The organism is Streptomyces montanisoli, from assembly GCF_017813245.1.
GTDB lineage: Bacteria > Actinomycetota > Actinomycetes > Streptomycetales > Streptomycetaceae > Streptomyces > Streptomyces montanisoli.
Genome location: NZ_JAGIQL010000019.1, coordinates 39,593 through 60,513 on the forward strand (window position 1 = coordinate 39,593; position 20,921 = coordinate 60,513).

Consider the following 20,921-nt stretch of genomic DNA (forward strand, 5'->3'; position numbering starts at 1 on the left):
TGAGTCGGCCTTTCGCCGGACCGATGGAGGCCCCTACATGCGCTCAGGGCGTTCACCCGCGCGGTTTCGCGCCGTCGCCGCAGCGCTTGCCGCCGCACTCGCCGTAGTGCTCTCCGGCTGCACGCGGGAGAGCGGCGCGATCGACATGGCCCCCACCGGCGGCACGCCGGTCAAGGGCGGCACCGTCACCATGGCACTGCCGCCCGCCGCCACGCCGAACTGGATCTTCCCCATCGGTCCGCCCGGTTTCAGCGCGACGTACAACTCCTCGCTCCAGGCCCTGTTCTTCATGCCGGTCTACGACGCGGTGCAGAAGGGCAGCGACCTCGTGCCCACCGGCCCGGGCACGCTGGGCAGGAAGCCCGTGTACAGCGACGGCGACAAGACGGTGACGGTGCCGCTGCGCACCGACATCAAGTGGTCCGACGGCACTCCCGTCACGGCCAGGGACATCGAGTTCTGGTTCAACATGGTCAAGGCCGACAAGGCCGACTGGGCCAGCTACACGGTCGGCACCATGCCGGACGACGTCAAGAAGTTCGAGATCGTCAACGACCACACGATCCGGCTGCACCTCGACCGCTCGTACAACCCCGACTGGTTCACGGCCAACCAGCTCACCCTGATGCGTGCCCTGCCCCAGCAGGCATGGGACGCCAAGACCGACGGCGGCAGGATCGGCGACTGGGACCGCACCACCGCGGGAGCCAAGGCCGTGTTCGCCCGGCTCACGGCACACTCCAAGAACCTGGGCTCGTACGGCAGCGACCCGCTGTGGCAGACCGTGGACGGGCCGTGGAAGATAGCGAGCTGGCGGGACACCGGCCAGGTCACCATCGTGCCGAACCCCAAGTACACCGGCACGCAGCACCCGCACCTGGACAGGGTCGTCTTCAAGCCGTTCACGACCGCCGACTCCGAGTACAACGTCATGCGTTCAGGCGGCGTCGACTACGGCTACATCCCGCCGTCCGTACTCGCGCAGAAGGCGCAGTTCGAGAAGCGCGGCTATCGCATAGCGCCCTGGACGGGCTGGGCCGTCAGCTACATCGTCTACAACTTCAACTCCACCCACGCCGGGCCTGAGATGAGCCAGCTCTACATCCGCCAGGCCATGCAGCACCTCGTCGACCAGAAGGGCATGAGCAACGTCGTCTGGCAGGGCAGCGCGAAGCCCACGCTCGGCCCCGTGCCCGCCTACCCGAAGACGCAGTACCTCTCGCCCGCCATGGCGCGCAACGACTACCCGTACGACGTCGACGCCGCCCGCAAGCTGCTCACCTCGCACGGCTGGACCGACCGAGACGGGCAGGCCGTGTGCACCAGGCCCGGCACCGGCGCCGACGAGTGCGGGGCCGGCATCAAGAAGGACGAGCCGCTGAAGCTCACCCTGCTCTCCCAGTCGGGCTCCACCGAGACGACCAACATGATGCAGGTGCTCAAGTCCTCCCTCAGCAAGGCCGGCATCGACCTGACGGTGCGCCAGCAGCCGCTCAACTCCGTCCTCGGCAACTCCGTGCCCTGCGAGGCGAACGACCCCGGCTGCGACTGGGACATGTCCTTCTTCGGCACGGCGGGCAGCTGGTACTTCCCGCTCAACCCGAGCGGTGAGGAGCTGTTCTCCACCGGCGCCTCGGCCAACTTCGGCAACTACTCGGACCCCAAGGCCGACAAGCTGATCCACGCGGTGCTGTACTCCTCCGACCCGGACGCCATGCACGCCTACGGCGAGTACCTCGCGCGGCAGCTCCCGGTGATGTGGATGCCCAACCCCGCCTACCAGGTCTCGGTCATCCGCAACGACCTGCGCGGTGTCGAGCAGAACCCGACCGCCACGTTCTCGCCGCAGAGCTGGTACTACGTCAAGAAGGGTGCCGCTCAGTGACCGGCTTTCTCGTCAAGCGCCTGCTGCAGGCACTGGTCGTCCTCTTCCTCGTCACGATCATCGTGTTCCTGCTGCTGCACGCCCTGCCCGGCGGCCCGGCACGCGCCATCCTCGGCCCTAAGGGCACACCGCAGCAGATAGCGCACTTCAACGAGGTCCAGGGCTACAACAACCCGTTGCCCGTGCAGTACTGGGACTACCTCGTCCGCCTCTTCCACGGCAACCTCGGCGAGTCGTACAAGCTCAACGAGTCCGTCAGCTCCCTGCTCGGGCAGCGGCTGCCCAAGACACTGATCCTGACGGTCCTGGCGACCATCGTCGCCGTCGCCGTCGCCGTGCCGCTCGGCCTGCTCCAGGCCGTACGCCGCGGCAAGCCCGCCGACTACCTGCTGACCGCGGGCGCGTTCCTCGCGTACGCCACCCCGGTGTTCTTCCTCGGCCTCATCCTCATCATCGTCTTCAGCCAGGCGATACCGATCTTCCCCGCCGAGGCACCACAGGGCACGTCGATCGGCTCCATCTTCAGCGGCTTCTCCGGCATGATCCTGCCCATCGCCACCATGGCGCTCGGCATCATCGCGATGTTCAGCCGGTACATGCGCTCGGCGACGCTGGACAACCTGACCGAGGAGTACGTGCGCACCGCGATGGCCAAGGGCCAGTCGAGCCGGCGCATCCTCGCCAAGCACGTCCTGCGCAACGCGCTGATCCCGCTGGTCACCCTGCTCGGCCTCTACCTGCCGACCCTGTTCAGCGGCGCGCTCGTCGTCGAGTCCATGTTCAACTACCCCGGAATGGGACTGCTGTTCTGGAACGCGGCACAGGGCAGCGACTTCCCCGTACTGCTCGGCGTGACGCTGGTCGTCGGCGTCGCCACCGTCGTCGGGTCCCTGGTGACCGACATCGTCTATGCCGTACTCGACCCCCGCATCCGGAGCGTGTCATGAGCGTGATCTCACCCGCCGTCGCCCCGGGGCACGAGGAGGCCGCGCAGGCCACCCCGTCGCTCGCCCGGCGCACCGTCCAGGTCTTCACCCGCAACAAGCTCGCTCTGGCCGGCGTCGTCGTCCTCGTGCTGCTCCTGCTGTTCTGCTACGTGGGGCCGCTCGTCCACCCGACCGACCAGGTGCACACCGACCTGTCGCAGGCGAGCCTGGCGCCCGGCGCGCCTGGCCACCTGCTCGGCACCACCGACCTCGGCTACGACCTGGTGGGCCGTCTCATGGTGGCCGGCCAGTCGTCCCTCGAAGTGGGCCTCGCCGCCGGTGTGCTCGCCACGCTCTTCGGCACCGTATGGGGCGCCGTGTCCGGCTACTTCGGCGGCTGGGTCGACGCGGTGATGATGCGCGTGACGGACGCCGCGCTCGCCATCCCCGCGATGTTCCTGCTCGTCGTCGTTTCCGCGATCATCACCCCGAGCAAGACCATCCTGATCCTGATCATCGCGGCCGTCGCCTGGCTCTCTCCCGCACGCCTCGTGCGCGGCGAGGCGCTGTCCCTGCGCGACCGCGAGTACGTGCAGGCCATGCGCATGATGGGCGGCGGCGGCGCGCGCGCCGTGTTCCGCCACATCGTGCCCAACGCCATCGGCACCGTCATCGTCAACGCCACCTTCCAGGTCGCCGACGCCATCCTCTACGTCAGCTACCTGGCCTTCCTCGGCCTGTCCATACCGCCGCCCGCCACGGACTGGGGCTCGATGCTGTCCTCCGGCATCACCTACACCCAGAACGGCTACTGGTGGATGATCTTCCCCGCGGGCATCGCGATCGTCCTCGTCGTCGGCGCCTTCAACTTCATCGGCGACGGCCTCAGGGACGCCTTCGAAGTACGGCTGCAGAAGAAGTGAAGGACCGACCCCGCACGACGGCCCCTCGCACGACGGCCCCCCTCGCACTAAGGACCCAGCCATGAGCGAACCCCTGCTCAGCGTCGACGACCTGCACGTCGAGATCGCGAGCCGTGACAGGACCGTCCACGCACTCGACGGCGTCAACTTCGACCTCGCGCCCGGCGAGGCGCTCGGCGTCGTCGGCGAGTCCGGCTCCGGCAAGACCATGACCGCGCTCAGCCTCCTCGGCCTGCTGCCGAGCGGCGGCTCCGTCACCCGCGGCAGCGTGCGCTTCGACGGCGACGACCTGATCGCAGGCGGCGACAGGAAACTGCGCGACGTGCGCGGCAACACGATGGGCGTGGTCTTCCAGGACCCGCTGACCTCCCTCAACCCGACGATGACGATCGGTGCCCAGGTCGCGGAGCCACTGCTGCTGCACCACGACATCGGCAAGAAGGAGGCCTGGGCGCGCGCCCAGGACATGCTGGGCCTCGTCGGCATGCCCCAGCCCGCCGAGCGCATGAAGAACTACCCGCACCAGCTCTCCGGCGGCATGCGGCAGCGCGTCGCCATCGCCATGGCGCTGGTGTGCGAGCCGAAGCTGCTGATCGCCGACGAACCCACCACGGCGCTCGACGTCACCACGCAGCACCAGATCCTGGAGCTCATCGACGACCTGCGTTCCCGCCTCGGCATGGCGATGATCCTCGTCACCCACGACCTCGGCGTGATCGCCAACCGCGTCGACCGGGTCGCCGTGATGTACGCGGGGAAGATCGCCGAGACGGCGGGCGTGCGGTCGCTGTTCCGCGCGCCCAGGCACCGCTACACGGAGGCGCTGTTCGCCGCCCTGCCGGAGAAGGCCGTCATCGGCGCTACCGAGCTGCGCACGATCCCCGGCCTGCCGCCCAACCTCGCGGTGGAGCAGCACGGCTGCCGCTTCGCCGCGCGATGCGCGTACGCCACCGACGTGTGCCGCACCGAGGAGCCGGCCCTCACCGGCGACGACCACGCGTTCGCCTGCTTCCACCCGGTGCCCCTCGATGCGGCGGACCCGCTCGACGACGTGGCACCGGGCGGCCAGCGCCACACCCCGGCCGTCACCTCGGGCGCGCCGCTGCTTGAGATCACCGACCTGCGCAAGGACTTCCCGCTCAGGGGCGGGCCCTTCGCGCGCGGCCGCGGCACCGTCAGCGCCGTCGGCGGGGTCACGCTCACCGTGCGCAAGGGGGAGACCTTCGGCGTGGTGGGCGAGTCCGGCTGCGGCAAGACCACCATCGGGCGCATGGTCGCGGGCCTCGAGGACCCGACGTCGGGCTCCATCACGTTCGAGGGCCGCGATCTCGCGACGATGACCAGGGCGGAGCGGCGCCGCCACCGCAAGTCCATCCAGCTGATGTTCCAGGACTCCACGGCCGCGATGGACCCGCGCATGCGCGTCGGCACGATCCTGCGCGAGCCGCTCGTGATCCAGGGCGCAGGCGACCGCGCCGAGCAGGACAAGATCGTCGCCGAGCTCCTCGACGCGGTGGGCCTGCCGCGCGGCGCGGTCGACCGCTACCCGCACGAGTTCTCCGGCGGCCAGCGCCAGCGGCTAGGCCTCGCCCGCGCCCTGACGCTGTCGCCCGAGCTCATCGTGGCCGACGAGCCGGTCTCCGCGCTCGACGTGTCCGTGCAGGCGCAGATCCTCAACCTGATGCGCGAACTGCAGCGCGACCGCGAGCTGACGTATCTGTTCATCTCGCACGACCTCGCCGTGATCCGCTACCTCGCGGACACCGTGGGCGTCATGTACCTCGGCAAGCTCGTCGAGTGCGGGCCGGCCGACCAGGTGTACGCGCGGCCGCTGCACCCGTACACGCGCGGCCTGCTCGACACGGTCAACGTGCCGGACCCGGAGGCGGCGGGCGACGGTGGTACCCCGCTCGGCGGCGAGACGCCGTCCGCGGCGAACCCGCCGTCGGGCTGCCGCTTCCGCACCCGCTGCCCGATCGCGCAGGACATCTGCGCGAAGGTGGAGCCCGCCGTCACCACGCCGGCCGGCGAGGGACACCAGGTGGCGTGCCACTTCCCGCTGGCCGGAGGGGCCCTGCAGGACGCCGCGTGAGCGCTGCGAGCGCCTGAGCGCGGCGTGCTCCCCGGCGCGGCGAGCGCCTGAGCGGCGCCGGCCCCGCAAGCCCCGCCCTCACACCGTGCCAAAGGGCCGGTGTGAGGGCGGACTTCACGCGTCCTGTACGGCGCCGCCCGCGAGCAGCGCGTCCGCGTCCCGCACCGACCACTCAGCGAGGACGCGGCGCCCGTCGCCGCCCACGGGCCCCGGTGCCTGGGCCGTGTGCGTCGGGGTCGCCGAGAAGCGCGGTGCGGGGGAGGGGACGTCGCCGCCGTCCACCGTGTCGTGTGTCCCGCGCGCCGCGAGGTGCGGGTCGCGCACCGCCTCCGCCCAGTTCAGCACGGGCGAGGCGCAGGCGTCCGAGCCGTCGAAGACCTCCTCCCACTCGGCGCGGGTACGGGAGGCGAACACCGCGGCGAACGCGGCGCGCATCGCGGGCCAGCGCTCGGCGTCGTACTGGCACCCGGCCCACTCGGGCAGGCCCAGGAGCTCCACCAGGCCCGCGTAGAACCGCGGTTCCAGCGCGCCGACCGCGAACCAGCCGCCGTCGGACGTCTCGTAGACGTCGTAGAACGGCCTGCCGGTGTCGAGGAGGTTCGTCCCGCGCTCGTCGGTCCATCCGTGGTAGCGGCGCTGCGCCCACACCATCGAGGAGAGGTGTGTGAGGCCGTCCACGATCGCCGCGTCGACCACCTGCCCCTGCCCGGTCGACCGCGCGTGGTGCAGCGCAGCCATCACACCGACCAGCAGGTACATCGAGCCGCCGCCGAAGTCGCCCAGCAGGTTGACCGGCACCTGCGGAGGGCCGCCCGCGCGGCCGATCGCGGACAACGCTCCCGTCAGCGATACGTAGTTGATGTCATGTCCCGCCGTCGACGCGCGCGGCCCCGACTGGCCCCAGCCCGTCATCCGCCCGTACACCAGGCGCGGGTTGCGGCCCAGCGCCTCGACGGGCCCCACGCCGAGCCGCTCGGCGACGCCCGGACGGTACGCCTCGATCAGGACGTCCGCCCGCTCGGCGAGCCGCAGCACGGCCTCGGGGCCCTCGGGGTGCTTGAGGTCGACCACCACCGAGCGCCTGCCCCGGTCGAGGCCGTCCGTCACCAGCGAGGGGACCGGCCGGTCCACGCGGACGACGTCCGCCCCCAGTTCGGCCAGCGTCATAGCGGCCATCGGAGCCGGGCCGATGCCGGCCAGCTCCACCACCCGGATCCCGGCCAGCGGGCCGGTGCGCGGCGGGGCGGCCTGCGGTGCGTGCGGGGTGCGGTCGGCGCTCACGTGACCTCCGTCGTCGTACGGTCGCTGCTCCGCCGCATGTTACTGACGGGTCCGCTCCCTGTCGGCCCGGCCGCCCCGTGAACCGGCACGGAGGGGCGCCCCGCTACCCTGGCGCACCTGAAGGACAGCGGCGACGGCGAACGCAGCACAGGGAGGGCGGCCCAATGGCCCGGCGGGGCGGCGGGAACGAGGCGGTGCGGGACATGCGGGACATCCCCGGGCGCGACGGCGAGCGCGTACGCATCGAGGAGGCCGCCCACCGCTGCCTCGCGGCGAGCGGCGGCGAGTCCGCGTCCGTGGGAGAGATACTCGCCGAGGCGGGCCTGTCCACCCGCGCCTTCTACCGCCACTTCGGCTCGAAGGACGACCTGCTGCTCGCCATGTTCCGCAGGGACGCCGAGCGCTTCACGGCCGAGATGCGCGACGTCACCAGGGCCGCCTCGTCGCCGACGGACGCGCTGCGGCGCTTCGTGCGTGCCACGCTGCGGCTCACCTGGGACCCGCGGCGCCGGCGGAACGTGCTGCTCATGGTCTGCGAGCAGGCCGTGCGGGCCAAGGGGTACGGGGCGGAGCGAGCGAGGGTCGACGCGGTCGCCGACGGGCTGCTCGCCGGGATACTTCAACAGGGCAGGGAGCGGGGCGAGTTCCCCTGGGTCAGCGACGCGTCGGCGGACGCGGGGTGCATCGGCTCGCTGCTGCGGCAGGCCTTCGACGAGCAGCTCGCCGCCCCCTCGCCCGACGGCGCGCGCGCGGCAGGCGACCGCGTCGTCGACTTCGCGCTCAGGGCGCTCGGCGGCCGCGGCGGCCTCGCACGGTGACCGACGGCGCGGGGGCCCGCCGCTGTGCGGCGAGCCCCCGGCCGGTACTGCGGTGCGGCGCGGTCAGTGCAGCAGTTCCACCTCCGCCAGGGTGCTCTGGTGGTCGGCCACCAGCCGGTAGTGCGTGTAGGAGCCGGGGTGGGCGATGGTGAACGGGCGCGTCTGCTTGTCCCAGCTGAACGACTCGTTCGACCGCTTGTCGAGCGTCGTCCAGTGGCTGTTGTCCGTGGAGCCCTGGAGGACCCAGCCGTCCGGCGCCTTCGTGCGGTCCGAGGACGTCAGCGTGTACTGGACGCCCTTGACCGCGTCACCCGACGTGCCGAGCGGCAGGTCGATCGACGTGAACGTGGCGTTCGTGTCCGACGTGTTGTCGAAGAGCGCGCCTTCACCCGACAGGGCGTCGGTGCGCGGCGCCGGCGCCTGGTCGCCCTTGGTGATCGATGTCGGGCCGTCCTTCTCGCCACTGCCCCACGACGAAGGCTTCAAGCCCATCGAGAAGTCCAGCGTGCCGCCCTTGGAGAGCAGGTCGTGGGGGAGCGAGGTGGAGTTCCACCGCTTCCCGTTGAACTTCACACCCTGGATGTAGATGTTCTTGGAGCTGTTGCGCGGGGCGTTGATGGTCAGCTTGTGGCCGTTCTCCAGGTGGATGGTGGCCTGCTTGAACAGCGGGGAGCCGATCGTGTAGTCGCCGCTGCCCATCACCATCGGGTAGAAGCCGAGCGACGAGAAGATGTACCAGGCCGACTGCTCGCCGTTGTCCTCGTCACCGTGGTAGCCCTGGCCGATGTCGGAGCCCTGGTAGAGCCTGGAGAGCACCTCGCGGACCTTGGCCTGCGTCTTGTACGGCTGGCCTGCCGCGTCGTACATGTACGTGATGGCGTGGGCCGGCTGGTTGTTCTGGCCGAGCTCGCCCATCCGGGTGTCGCGGGCCTCGATCATCTCGTGGATGACACCGCCGTAGGCGCCGGTGAACGTCGCCGTCTCCGGGGTGGAGAAGAACGTGTCGAGCTTCTTCGCCAGCCCGGCGCGGCCGCCGTACACGTCGGCGAGGCCCCTGGTGTCCTGCGGCACGGTGAAGGAGTAGCCCCAGCCGTTGCTCTCCGTGTAGTCGCCACCCCATTCGCGCGGGTCGTACTGGCCGGGCGGCAGGTGCCAGTTGCCCTGGTCGTCACGGCCCTGGAAGAAGCCGACCTGCTTGTCGTAGAGCTTGACGTAGTCCTGGGCACGGTTGAGGAAGTACGCGGACTCCTCCTTGTACCGCTTCTTGCCCGTCTTCGCGTACAGCGCCTTGCCCATCTGGGAGATGCCGTAGTCGTTGACGTAGCCCTCCATCGCCCAGGAGAAGCCCTCACCGGTGCTGGTGGTGGTGTATCCCAGGAACGGGGAGGTGTTCATGCCCTTGCGGCCGACGCCCGAGGACGGCGGCACCACCGTGGCGTTCTTCACCGCGGCGTCGTAGGCCGCCTCGGCGTCGAACTTCACGCCCTTGACGTAGGCGTCGGCGAACGCCACGTCGGACGACGTGCCCGTCATCAGGTCCGCGTAGCCGGGCGACGACCAGCGCGAGGTCCAGCCGCCGTCCTTGTACTGCTGCACGAACCCGTCGACCATCTCGCCCGCCTTCTTCGGCGTGAGCAGCGAGTAGGCCGGCCAGGTGGTCCTGTACGTGTCCCAGAAGCCGTTGTTGACGTACACCTTGCCGTCGACGATCTTCGCGCCGGTGTGCGTGGCGGTGTCCTGGCTCTTCATCGGCGAGAAGGGGCTGGCGTACTGGTAGACCGGGTGCCTCTTCGTGCCGGTGTTCTCGTAACCCGAGTTGGGGTACAGGTACAGCCGGTACATGTTGGAGTAGAGCGTGGTGAGCTGGTCCTCGGTCGCGCCCTTCACCGTGATGCGGCCCATGAGCTTGTCCCACTGGGCGCGGGCGTCGTCGCGCACCTTGCGGTACGGCGTGCCCGCCGGGATCTCCTGCTCGAGGTTGGCCTTGGCCTGGTCGACGCTGATCAGCGAGGTGGCCATCCGCAGGGTCACCGTGTGGCCGTGCCGGGCGTGGAACCTCATCCAGCCGGTGACACCGCTCGAATCGGCGTCGGTGGCGGCCGAGTCGAAGCTCCCGTACACGAACAGCCGCGTGGCGCCCGTGGACAGGCCGCTCTTGACGTCGGAGTAGCCGGTGAACGTGCCGTTCGACTTGTCGAGGGTCAGGCCGCCCTGCTTCGAGACGTTGTCGAAGATGACCGACGCGTCCTTGCCCGGGTAGGTGAAGCGCATCATGGCGGCGTGGTCGGTCGGTGCCACCTGGGCCTTCAGCCCGTTCTCGAAGGTGACGCCGTACTCGTAGGGCCGCGCCTCCTCCTTGGCGTGGCTGAACGGCAGCGCGCGCCCGGTGCGCGAGGTGTCCGGCGTGCCGGAGGCGGTGGACGGCATCAGCTGGAAGGTCTGCCGGTCACCCATCCAGGGGCTCGGCTCGTGGCTGAGGCCGATCGCCTGCATCTCGGGGAGGTTGTCCGCGTTGTTGGTGCTGGCGTAGTTGTAGAGCCAGCTCGTGGAGCCCGCGTCGGTCTCCGGCGTCCAGAAGTTGAAGCCGTTGGGCACTGCGGCCGCGGGGAAGTTGTTGCCGCGCGAGTAGTTGCCGCTGGAGTTCGTGCCCCGGGTGGTCAGCGCGTAGTCCGCGAGGTGGGCCTTCGGCCTGGCGGGCTTTTTGACGGCGAGGCCGATGTCGTCCACCCAGCCCTGGAACTTCTGCGGCCCCTTCGGCGCGTCGTACGCCACCAGGATCCGGTCGACGGTCTTGCCCGCGGCGACGTCACCGATGCTGGAGACACGGTGGTTCCACTGGTTGACGTACAGGGACTTGGAGGCGCCCTGTGCGCGCGGGCTGACGCCGAAGCCGTTCTGGTCGACGGCGCCGAGGTCGCTGAGGTACGTGCCGTCGGTGAAGGCCAGGTCGACGGAGACGTTGGTGGCCTGGTAGCTGAGGTCGCCGCCGGGCATCGCCGGGAAGATCTCGTACGAGAGCTGCGTGTCGCGGCGCACGGCCACGTTCACGTCGAAGACCTTGTTGTACGAGTAGCCGCGGTCCTTCGCGGTCTGCGAACCGGCGTAGCGCAGCGCCTTCTTGCCCGTGAAGCCCATGCCGACCTTGGCGGTCGGCGAGGACGTCGGCCCGCTGTCGACGCGGGTGAGCATCTGCGGGGGCGGCGGCGCGTCGGTGGCGCCGGAGATCAGCTGCAGGCCGGCGAGCTGGGTGGCGTCCGTGGCACCGTTGTTGGCGGTGACCTCGAGGCGGTAGTGGGCGTAGGCGGGTTGCGAGCCGCCGAGGTCGTAGTTCTTGAGCTGGAACCTGTCGGAGAAGGACTGGTCGCTCTGCGTGTCGAGAGTCTTCCAGTCCTTGCCGTCCGTGGACCCTTCCAGCTTCCAGGACTTCGGGTCGCGCTCCGCGTGGTCGTTGGCGGACGTCATCGCGTAGCCGGTCAGGGTGACGGGGGCGTCCATGTCGTAGGTGACCCAGGCGGTCGGGGTGAACGCCAGCCACTTGGTGGCGGAGTCGCCGTCCGTCAGGTTGCGGGCCACCTCGCCGCCGCCGGTGTTCTCGTTGCTGGCGGTGATCGCGGCCACGTGGTCGTTCGTGTTGCCGGGGGCGCCGCTGTTGTACTTGCCGTTGACGCCGGAGACCCGCGGCGCGCCGCCCCTCCCGGTCTCGGCCGTGTCCGTCCAGGTGGGAGCGGGGTCGTTCGCCTCGAACGAGGAGCTGAAGGACGTCTTCGCGTGGTGCCGGCCCGCTGACGAGGCGGAGGCGGCCAGAGCCGAGCCCTGTGCCGAGGCCACGAGAGCCAGAGCCGCCAGGCCGACGGTCAGCGACCGTCTGCGTCTTGGCCGCCCGCTGGGGGGATGGGGGTGCTGCATGCGTACGCTCCCATGAGGGTTGGTCAGATACTGGACAACGTTGTCAGGTTCCTGCCGGGTCACGTTATCCGGGGAACTGTAGGGACCGTCAAGGGTGTTGCCGAGGTTACTCACGGGTGGTCAGCCCGCTGTCGCCCGGCGCGCCCGAAGATCACCGGGTTGCGCGTTGTCGTCGCCACAACCGTTCATTACAGTGAACGAAAAGTGTGCGTTATAGCGAACGCTTGGAGAGGTGCCACGGTGAGCGCTGACCCCCGCGAGAGATCCGTGCGGGACGTCCTGGCCGCCAACCTGAAGGCCGCGAGGGCCAGGAAGAGCATGTCGCTCTCCCGGCTCGCCCGGCTCTCGGACCTCAGCAAGGCGACACTCTCCCAACTGGAGTCAGGGGCGGGCAACCCCACCATCGAGACCGTCTCCAGCCTCGCGCGCGCCCTCGGCGAGCCCCTCGCGCGCCTCCTCGAACCGCCCGCCCGCCGGGACATGGCCGTGGTCAGGGCCGGCGACCTGGCCCCGCTCACCGGTGAGGGCGCGTGCCTGCGCCACTACGGGAGGATCGAGAGCGGTGGGCTCGTCTGCGACCTCTACGAACAGCGGATCGGCGCGGGGGAGCGCGGGGAGTGCCCCGTGCGCGAGGGAACCGAGCACGCGGTGGTCCAGGCCGGGCGCCTCGACGTGTTCGTCGACGGGGACCGCGTCAGCCTCGGCCCCGGCGACTACGTGTCGTTCGACGCCGCCCTCCCGCACGCCTACGCCGCTCCCGGCGAGCCCGTACGGTCCGTGCTCCTCGTCAACCTCCCCCGTGAAGTCCCTTAGGTGAGACCATTGACACCCCCCAGGAGGTGCCTTAGTTTCTGGGTGTTCGCTGTATGGAACGTAGACAGTTCGGTTCCATGTGTGACATCGCGTGCGGGGGAGAACTGATCGTCCGCCACGGCAGCCCCCGAAGGACCACTGCACCGAAGGGCGGATCCGGCATGAACGAATCACTCTCCACCGCACCTGCCCGCCTTCCCCGGCTGGGCGAACTCCCCTCGTTCGTCGAGCTGATGGGAGCCGGCTGGGCGGACGCGGACCGTACGCCCGGCCTGGTGCCGGGCGCCGTCGCCGCGGCCGCCGCGCACCGGGAACTGCTCGGCGCGCTCCATCCGGGCAGGGCGCTCGTGGTGGGATCGGGCAGCGCCCCGGTCCGCAGCAACGACACGTACTACGACTTCCGTCCGGACAGCGACTTCCTGTGGCTGACCGGCGCGCCCGTGGAGCGCGCGGTCCTGGTGCTCACCCCGGCGGGCGCGGGACACGACGCCGTGCTGTACCTGCCGGAGCCGGCACGCCCGGGCGGTCACGCGTTCTTCACCGACGCGGCGCGCGGCGAACTGTGGGCAGGACCCGTACCGGGCGCGGCCGACTGGCGCGACGCGCTGGGCATCGACGTGCGCGACACGGAAGGACTCGGCACCGCACTCGGCCGGCTCCGCGACCCGCTCGTCGCCGGGACGCTCGACGGGAACACGCTCGCCGCACACGGCCTCGCGCCGTCGGGCGAGCTCGGGCTTCGCGGCCGTCACCGCCGAGATACCAGCCGCCGTGCGGGGCGGCGGGGAGCGCTGGCTCCAGGGCACCTTCGACCGCCACGCGCGCACCGTCGGCAACGGCCCCGGCTACGCCACCATCGTCGGCAGCGGCAAGCACGCGCCGACCCTGCACTGGGTGCGCTGCGACGGCCCGGTGGCCGAGGACGACCTCCTCCTGCTCGACATGGGTGTGGAGACGCGCAGCCACTACACGGCCGACGTCACCCGCACCTTCCCCGCCGGCGGCACGTTCTCGCCGGTCCAGCGCCAGGTGCACGACCTCGTCGAGCGCGCGCACCGCGCGGGCCTCGCCGCCGTCGGCCCCGGCCGCCCCTTCACCGACTTCCACCACGCCTCGATGGAGGTGATCGCGCGCGGCCTGCACGACTGGGGGCTCCTCCCGGTCTCCGTCGACGAGGCGCTCGGCGACCGGGGCCAGCACCACCGCCGCTACCTCATCTGCGGCATCGGCCACCACCTCGGCCTCGACGTCCACGACTGCGCACGCTCCACGTACGAGGCCTACCACGGCAGGACGATGGCGCCCGGCATGGTCCTGACCGTCGAGCCCGGCCTCTACTTCCACGCCCACGACCTCACCGTCCCGCCGGAGTTGCGCGGCATCGGGGCGCGCATCGAGGACGACGTCCTCGTCACCGCCGACGGCTCGGACGTCCTGTCCGGCGCGCTGCCGCTCGACGCGCCAGGCCTGGAGCGCTGGATGCGGACCCCGCAGTCCTCCTAGTCCGCCCCACCGCCGCACACGCCCCCCACCCCGCCGCACACGTCCCCCTCCGCCCCGCCGCACACGTCCCCCACTCCGCCCACGCGCAACCCATCGAGGTCCCATGCGCCCACGTACCCTCGCCGCGGGAGCCGTCGCGGCCTCGGCGGCACTCCTGCTGACCGCGTGCTCCACACCCGGCGGCGGCGCCATCGCAGGCGCCGGCTCCGACACGCTCGTCATCTCCACACCCACCGAGCCCGACAGCCTCGACCCGACGTTCGCCGACACCTTCGCCGCCAGGATGGTGTTCACCAGCTTCTGCGAGAAGCTCTACGACGTCGACTCCCACCTCAAGATCGTGCCGCAACTCGCCGCCGGCATGCCGAAGATGTCCGACGGCGGCAGGACGATGGACATCCCGCTGCGCAAGGGCATCAGGTTCAACGACGGCACACCGCTCGACGCGGCCGCCGTCAAGACCACACTCGACCGCGACCTGACGGCGAAGGCCTCCGCCCGCGCAGGCGAGCTCAACGCGGTCTCCCGGGTCGAGGTCAAGGACCCGGACACCGTGCGGCTCGTGCTCAAACACCCCTCGGCCCCGCTGCTCTCCCAACTCGCCGACCGGTCCGGCCTCGTGATGTCGCCCACCGCGCTGAAGAAACTCGGCGCCAGGTTCGGCACGGCCCCTGTGTGCGTGGGCCCCTTCTCCTTCAAGAGCCGCGTCTCGGGCAACCAGATCTCCTTCGCCAAGTCGCCCTACTACTACGACCGCGCCAAGGTGAGGCTCAGCGGCATCGTCTACCGGTTCATCAAGAACTCCAGCGTGGCCACCGCCAACCTGGAGTCGGGCGACATCCAGGCCGCCGAGCACCTCGACGCCAGCGACGCCCTGAACCTGGAGAACGAGGGGCGCGAGAAGGTCCTGCACTCCGACACCATCGCCTACCAGTCGATCTCCATCAACGTGCGCAAGAACGCGAAGACCGCGCTCAGCCACTCGTCCGGCCTGCGCAAGGCCTTCGAGATGAGCATCAACAGGAACGCGCTCAACCAGGCGGTGTGGAACGGGCAGATGGTCCCCGACTGCGGCCCCCTGCCGGTGCAGAGCCCCCTGCGCACCGCTCCCCACTGCACGCCGTTCGACCCCGGGGCCGCGCGCGCCCTCGTCAAGAAGTCCGGTGTGAAGACCCCCGTCCCCGTCGAGCTGATGGTGCCCACGGGCGCCGCCAGCCAGCGCGAGGCGCAGGTCATCCAATCCATGGCCGAGGACGTCGGCTTCAAGGTCAGTGTGCGCCCGATCGACCTCGTCTCGGGACTCGACCTCGCGCGCAAGGGCCAGTTCGACACGTTCCTCGAAGGATGGTCGGGACGCGTCGACCCCGACGGCGACACCAACGACATCATCACCACGGGCGGATCGAACAACTTCTCCGGCTCCGACGACAAGACCGTCGACCGGCTGATCGCCCAGGCCGCGCAGACGAACGACAGCGAGAAGCGTGCCGCGCTCTACGCCGCCGCCGTACGCCGGGTCGGCCAGAACCGCTCCCTGCTCTACCTCTACCACGACCGCTGGTTCGTCGGCACGAGCGACAAGCTGCACGGCGTCGTCTACCCGCCGGACGGCATCCCCCGGTTCAAGACCGCCTACCTGTCCCGCTGACCTGCCTCCATCCCAGGAAGATCCGCATGTCTCATGATTGAGTTCATACTCCGTCGCACAGGCGCCGCCGTGATCACGCTCTTCCTCGCCAGCATCGCGGTGTTCCTCGGGGTGCGTGCCCTGCCCGGCGACCCGGCCACCGTGCTCGCGGGCGAGAGCCCCACACCGCAGGTGGTCGCCGCGATCCGCAAGCAGTTCGGGCTCGACCAGCCGCTGCCGGTCCAGTACCTCCACTACATGGGGCAGGCGCTGCAGGGCAACCTCGGCTCCTCCACCCAGGACAAGGCCCCCGTCACCCAGGTGCTCGGCGAACGGCTCCCCGTCACACTGGAACTCACCTTCCTCGCCATCCTCGTCGGCGTCCTGGTCGGTGTGCTGGCCGGCATCGTCTCCGCGGTGCGCAGGGGCACGGCACTCGACTACGCGGCCAACGGATTCGGCCTGTTCGGCCTGTCCGTGCCGCACTTCTGGCTCGGACTGCTCGGCATCGTCGTGTTCTCCGTGCACTGGCACATCCTGCCCGCCTCCGGCTTCGTGGGGCTCGCGGACGATCCCGTCGGCAACCTCGAACGCATGGTGATGCCCGTCCTCGTGCTCGGCCTCGGCCTCGCCGCCGTCGTGATGCGGCAGACCCGCTCGTCCCTGCTCAGCCAGCTCGGGGCCGACTACGTGCGCACCGCACGGTCCAAGGGGCTCTCGCGCGGCCAGCAGATCAGGCACGCGCTGCGCAACAGCCTCACCACCGTCACCACCGTCGTCGGCCTCCAGCTCGCCGGGCTCATCAGCGGCGCCGTCATCACCGAGCAGATCTTCGTCATCCCCGGCTTCGGCAAGCTCATCGTCGACGGGGTCTCCTCACGCAACTACCCCGTCATCCAGGGCGCCGTCCTGGTCACCGTCGCGGGCTACGTCGTCATCAACCTCCTCGTGGACGTCGCGTACGCCTACCTCGATCCACGCCTGCGCATGGCTGGAGGCTCGCAGTGAACGAAACAGCCGTCGACGAGACGGGCCTCGCCGCCGGCCAGGCCGCCGGGGCCGAGGCGGCCGCCCTGGGCACCGGGTGGCGGCGCAGCCTGCACAGGCTGCTCGGCCGCAGGATGGCCGTCATCGGCGCGGTCATGGTCGTCGTCTTCCTCGGCGTCGCGCTCATCGGGCCGTACGTCGCGGGCAGTTCGACCAGGCTCGGGCTGACGGACATCCTCGCGGGACCGTCGGGCGCGCACTGGCTCGGCACCGACGACCTCGGCCGCGACGTGGTCGCGCGCATCTGCAACGGCGCGCGCGTGTCGCTGCTCGCCGGAGTGGTGTCGTCCGCCCTCGCCATGGCCGTCGGGGTGCCCGTCGGCCTCGCCGCCGGCTACTTCAGGGGCTGGACCGACTCCGTGCTCATGCGGATCAACGACGTCGTCCTGTCGTTCCCGTACCTGATCTTCGCCGTGGGCATGGCGGCCATCCTCGGCCCGTCGCTGCACAACGTGATCATCGCGCTCGCGGTCGCCGAGGTCCCGTCCGTCATCCGCGTCGTCCGCGGCGAGACGCTCGTGCTCAGGCAGCAGGACTTCGTCCAGGCGGCCGTCGCCGACGGCACGCGCGACCTCGCGATCATGTGGCGGTCCATCCTGCCGAACATGACGAACACACTGATCGTGAAGGCCACCGTGGCCGTCCCCGCCGGCATCCTCGGCGAGGCGGCGCTCAGCTTCCTCGGCCTCGGCGTTCAGCCGCCCCAGGCCTCCTGGGGCGTCATGCTGACGAGCGCCCAGCAGTTCCTCGCGCAGGACCCGCTGCTCGCCGTCTTCCCGGGCGTCGCCATCGCCCTCACCACGCTCGGCTTCAACCTCCTCGGTGACGGCCTGCGCGACGTGCTCGACCCCAGGGAGCTGTGATGCCACTCCTCGAAGTGACGGACCTGCGGGTCCAGTACCGGACGGAGGACGGCCCCGTCCACGCCGCCAAGGACGTGTCCTTCTCGCTGGAGCGCGGCGAGATCCTCGCGCTCGTCGGGGAGTCGGGATGCGGCAAGACCGCCACCGCCATGGCCGTGCCGCGGCTGCTGGACGGCGGCAACGCGACGATCGGCGGCAAGGTCGTCCTCGACGGCACCGAGCTGACGCGGCTGCCCGAGAAGCGCATGCAGGACATCAGGGGCAAGGATATCTCCGTCGTCTTCCAGGAGCCCATGACGTCCCTCAACCCCGCCTACACGATCGGCAAGCAGATCGGAGAGGTCATCAGGCGCCACACCGACATGAACCGCGGGCAGGTGCGCGAACGCGTCGTGGAGCTGCTGGAACTCGTCGGCATGCCTGACGCACGCCGGCGGCTCGGCGCCTACCCGCACGAGCTCTCCGGCGGCATGCGGCAGCGCGTGATGATCGCCACCGCCGTCGCCTGCGACCCCAAGGTCCTCATCGCCGACGAACCCACCACCGCGCTCGATGTGACCATCCAGGCAGCCGTGCTCGACATCATCCGCAGGCTGCGCGAGGAACTCGGCACGGCCGTCATCCTCATCACCCACGACCTCGGTGTCGTCGCGGAGGTCGCCGACCACGTCGTCGTGATGTACTCCGGGCGCCACGTCGAGCACGCCCCCACCGCGGCCCTCTTCGACAAGCCGCAACACCCCTACACGCTCGGCCTGATGGACGCACTGCCCGCACGCGCCGCGCGCCGCGGCGGCCGGCGCCGGCTCACCGAGATCCCCGGCATGGTGCCGCCGCCCACCACCGACCCCGACGCCTGCCAGTTCGCGCCCCGCTGCGCGCGCGCCGACGCGGGCTGCACCGCGAAGCGGCCCGCCCTGAGCCGGGTCGACGACGGCCACCTGGTCGCCTGCTACCACCCGGGCCCTGGAGGGACCGCATGAACGACATACCCGAGCAGCCGGGCGCCGCGGCACAACCACCCGGCCCCGGCGGCCCAGCGGCCGACGACCCGGTACTCGACGTGCGCGGGCTGGTCAAGCACTACCCCGGCAGGTCGCGCGCCGCCCGCAGGAACGGCCCGATCCGCGCCGTCGACGGCGTCGACCTGCGCATCGGCAGGGGAGAGGTGCTCGGCCTCGTCGGCGAGTCCGGCAGCGGCAAGTCCACCGTCGGCAAGTGCGTCGCACGCCTCACCGACCCCACCGAGGGCCGCATCGAACTCCTCGGCCGCGACATCTCCACCATCAACCGCCGCGCGATGCGGCCCCTGCGACGCGACGTCCACGTCGTCTTCCAGGACGCCTACTCCTCGCTGGACCCCCGGATGAAGATCGGCGACATCGTGGGCGGGCCGCTGCGCCAGCACGGCGAGGGCGACGCGGCGCAGCGCCGCCGCAGGGCCCTCGACATGCTCGAACGTGTGGGTTTCCGCGCCCGGATGGCCACGCGCTTCCCGCACGAGCTCTCCGGCGGCCAGCGCCAGCGCGTCGCGCTCGCCCGCGCCCTCGTCATGGCGCCACGGCTCGTCGTCGCCGACGAACCGGTCTCCGCACTCGACGTGTCCGTCCAGGCGTCCATACTCAACCTGCTCCTCGACCTCCAGGCCGACATGGGCTTCTCCTGCCTGTTCATCACCCACGACCTGTCCGTCGTCGAGTTCATCAGCGACCGCATCGCCGTCATGTACCTCGGCAGAATCGTCGAGACCGCGACCCGCGAAGAGCTCTTCGCACACCCCCAGCACCCGTACACGCAGGCGCTGCTGTCCGCGGCGCCCGTGCCGGACCCGCGCACCACCAGGGCCGCCGGACGTGTCGTCCTGCGCGGCGACCTGCCCAGCCAGGCCACCCGCATTCCCGGCTGCCCCTTCCACCCCCGCTGCCCCGTCGCCGTGGACCGCTGCCGCACCGAGGTGCCCCCGCTCGCCGGTGTCACCCGCGCCGACCACCCCGTCTCCTGCCACCTCGTGGACCCGGCGACCGGCGGCCCCGACATCACCCAGGGAAGGAACGGCGTTGTTCACCACACGTCCTGAGCTCGTCGGCGACTTCGGCATGGTCGCCTCCACCCACTGGCTCGCCTCCGCCACCGGCATGAGCGTGCTGGAGCGCGGCGGCAACGCCGCGGACGCAGCCGTCGCCGCGGGGTTCGTCCTCCAGGTCGTGGAGCCGCACCTCAACGGCCCCGGCGGCGACGTGCCGATCCTGTTGTGGGACCCGCGGGAGGAGAAGGTCTCCGTGGTCTGCGGCCAGGGCGTCGCGCCTGCCGCCGCGACCGGCGACGCCCTGAGCGCCCTCGGGCTCGACGTCGTGCCTGGCACCGGCTTCCTGCCGAACGTCGTGCCCGGCTCCTTCGGAGCCTGGCTGCTCCTGCTGGAGCGCTGGGGCACCTGGTCCGTGGCGGACGTACTCGCGCCCGCCATCCGCTACGCGGACAAGGGCCACCCGCTGCTCGGGCGCGTCTCGTCCGCCCTGGAGACCGTGGCGGACATGTTCCGCACCCACTGGCCCACCTCGGCCGCCACCTGGCTGCCCGGCGGCGCGGTGCCGCGCGCCGGCAGCCGCTTCACCAACCCCGCGCTCGCCGCCACTTACCGGCGCGTCGTGGACGAGTCCGAGGCCGCGGGCGGCAGCCGCGAGCACCGCATCACGGCCGCGCGCGACGCCTGGTACCGGGGGTTCGTCGCCGAGGCGATCGGCGCGTACTGCCAGGGCACGGAGGTCATGGACACCTCCGGCACCCCGCACCGCGGCCTGATGACCGCGGACGACCTCGCCGCGTGGAACCCCACCGTCGAGGACCCCGTCACCTTCGACTACCACGGCCACACCGTCTGCAAGAGCGGGCCGTGGGGCCAGGGGCCCGTCTTCCTCCAGCAACTCGCCCTGCTCGAGGGGTACGACCTGACGGCCATGGGCCCGGGCTCGGCCGACTGGGTGCACACCGTCGTCGAGGCCGGGAAGCTCGCCTTCGCCGACCGCGAGGCCTGGTACGGCGACCCGCGCTTCACCGACGTCCCCGTCGCCGCACTCCTCAGCCCCGCGTACAACCAGGAGCGCGCGAAGCTCATCGGCGACACCGCGTCCCTCGATCTGCGGCCGGGCGCCCCCGACGGCCGCGCGCCACGGCTGCCGCACTACCCGGGCGCCCAGGACGGCGCCGCCGCCGGCACCGTGGGCGGGGCCGCCGCCGGCG

General features: G+C 70.9%; 15 protein-coding genes and 1 pseudogene. 14 read left to right on the forward strand and 2 right to left on the reverse strand.

The genetic code is table 11. From position 1 onward, the window contains the following. Positions 1-37: 37 nt before the first annotated feature. The 4 genes from JFN87_RS07400 (at position 38) to JFN87_RS07415 (ending at position 5,826) form a co-directional block, all read left to right on the forward strand. Positions 38-1,885 (forward strand): peptide ABC transporter substrate-binding protein, encoded by a 1,848-nt coding sequence (locus JFN87_RS07400; protein ID WP_209339097.1) that lies wholly within the window; start codon positions 38-40, stop codon positions 1,883-1,885. Next, positions 1,882-2,832 carry an ABC transporter permease gene (locus JFN87_RS07405; RefSeq protein ID WP_209339098.1) on the forward strand — a complete coding sequence of 317 codons (951 nt, stop codon included), beginning with the start codon at positions 1,882-1,884 and terminating at the stop codon, positions 2,830-2,832. Before JFN87_RS07400 ends, JFN87_RS07405 begins: the two co-directional genes overlap by 4 nt. Continuing rightward, the gene (locus JFN87_RS07410) at positions 2,829-3,734 is read left to right on the forward strand and encodes an ABC transporter permease (RefSeq protein ID WP_209339099.1); all 906 of its coding nucleotides are present in this window, start codon (positions 2,829-2,831) and stop codon (positions 3,732-3,734) included. The genes JFN87_RS07405 and JFN87_RS07410 overlap by 4 nt, the downstream gene beginning before the upstream one ends. A 61-nt stretch (positions 3,735-3,795) precedes the next feature. After that, positions 3,796-5,826 carry a dipeptide ABC transporter ATP-binding protein gene (locus JFN87_RS07415; protein ID WP_209339100.1) on the forward strand — a complete coding sequence of 677 codons (2,031 nt, stop codon included), beginning with the start codon at positions 3,796-3,798 and terminating at the stop codon, positions 5,824-5,826. Positions 5,827-5,940: 114 nt separating this feature from the next. Here the strand turns inward: JFN87_RS07415 and JFN87_RS07420 are convergent, their stop codons facing one another. Further along, complete coding sequence (locus JFN87_RS07420; protein WP_209339101.1) at positions 5,941-7,107, reverse strand: CaiB/BaiF CoA transferase family protein; 1,167 nt, start codon at positions 7,105-7,107, stop codon at positions 5,941-5,943. A gap of 164 nt (positions 7,108-7,271) precedes the next feature. Between JFN87_RS07420 and JFN87_RS07425 the strand changes: the two genes are divergently transcribed. Next, complete coding sequence (locus JFN87_RS07425) at positions 7,272-7,925, forward strand: TetR/AcrR family transcriptional regulator (RefSeq protein WP_209339102.1); 654 nt, start codon at positions 7,272-7,274, stop codon at positions 7,923-7,925. 63 nt (positions 7,926-7,988) lie between these two features. Here JFN87_RS07425 and JFN87_RS07430 read toward each other — a convergent pair whose 3' ends face one another. Beyond that, a complete protein-coding gene (locus JFN87_RS07430) occupies positions 7,989-11,831 on the reverse strand; it encodes a GH92 family glycosyl hydrolase (protein WP_209339103.1) in 3,843 nt (1,280 codons plus the stop codon). A gap of 240 nt (positions 11,832-12,071) precedes the next feature. Between JFN87_RS07430 and JFN87_RS34065 the strand changes: the two genes are divergently transcribed. From JFN87_RS34065 to JFN87_RS07470, 9 genes and pseudogenes are all read left to right on the forward strand, one after another. Continuing rightward, the gene (locus JFN87_RS34065; protein WP_209339104.1) at positions 12,072-12,644 is read left to right on the forward strand and encodes a helix-turn-helix domain-containing protein; all 573 of its coding nucleotides are present in this window, start codon (positions 12,072-12,074) and stop codon (positions 12,642-12,644) included. A gap of 233 nt (positions 12,645-12,877) precedes the next feature. Beyond that, positions 12,878-13,237: pseudogene (locus JFN87_RS33545) on the forward strand (aminopeptidase P N-terminal domain-containing protein); the annotation flags it as partial. A 178-nt stretch (positions 13,238-13,415) separates the two neighbouring features. Further along, positions 13,416-14,147, forward strand: a complete 732-nt coding sequence (locus JFN87_RS33550) for a M24 family metallopeptidase (protein WP_307865349.1) — start codon at positions 13,416-13,418, stop codon at positions 14,145-14,147. A gap of 103 nt (positions 14,148-14,250) precedes the next feature. Further along, the gene (locus JFN87_RS07445; RefSeq protein ID WP_209339105.1) at positions 14,251-15,795 is read left to right on the forward strand and encodes an ABC transporter substrate-binding protein; all 1,545 of its coding nucleotides are present in this window, start codon (positions 14,251-14,253) and stop codon (positions 15,793-15,795) included. Positions 15,796-15,828: 33 nt separating this feature from the next. Then, complete coding sequence (locus JFN87_RS07450; RefSeq protein WP_209339106.1) at positions 15,829-16,782, forward strand: ABC transporter permease; 954 nt, start codon at positions 15,829-15,831, stop codon at positions 16,780-16,782. Then, positions 16,779-17,684 carry an ABC transporter permease gene (locus JFN87_RS07455; RefSeq protein WP_307865350.1) on the forward strand — a complete coding sequence of 302 codons (906 nt, stop codon included), beginning with the start codon at positions 16,779-16,781 and terminating at the stop codon, positions 17,682-17,684. Before JFN87_RS07450 ends, JFN87_RS07455 begins: the two co-directional genes overlap by 4 nt. Next, complete coding sequence (locus JFN87_RS07460; protein ID WP_209339107.1) at positions 17,684-18,667, forward strand: ABC transporter ATP-binding protein; 984 nt, start codon at positions 17,684-17,686, stop codon at positions 18,665-18,667. The genes JFN87_RS07455 and JFN87_RS07460 overlap by 1 nt, the downstream gene beginning before the upstream one ends. Next, complete coding sequence (locus JFN87_RS07465) at positions 18,664-19,761, forward strand: ABC transporter ATP-binding protein (RefSeq protein ID WP_209339108.1); 1,098 nt, start codon at positions 18,664-18,666, stop codon at positions 19,759-19,761. The genes JFN87_RS07460 and JFN87_RS07465 overlap by 4 nt, the downstream gene beginning before the upstream one ends. Further along, positions 19,742-20,921: gamma-glutamyltransferase family protein (locus tag JFN87_RS07470; protein ID WP_245178899.1), on the forward strand; the 1,180-nt coding region annotated here is incomplete at its 3' end. The genes JFN87_RS07465 and JFN87_RS07470, both read left to right, overlap by 20 nt.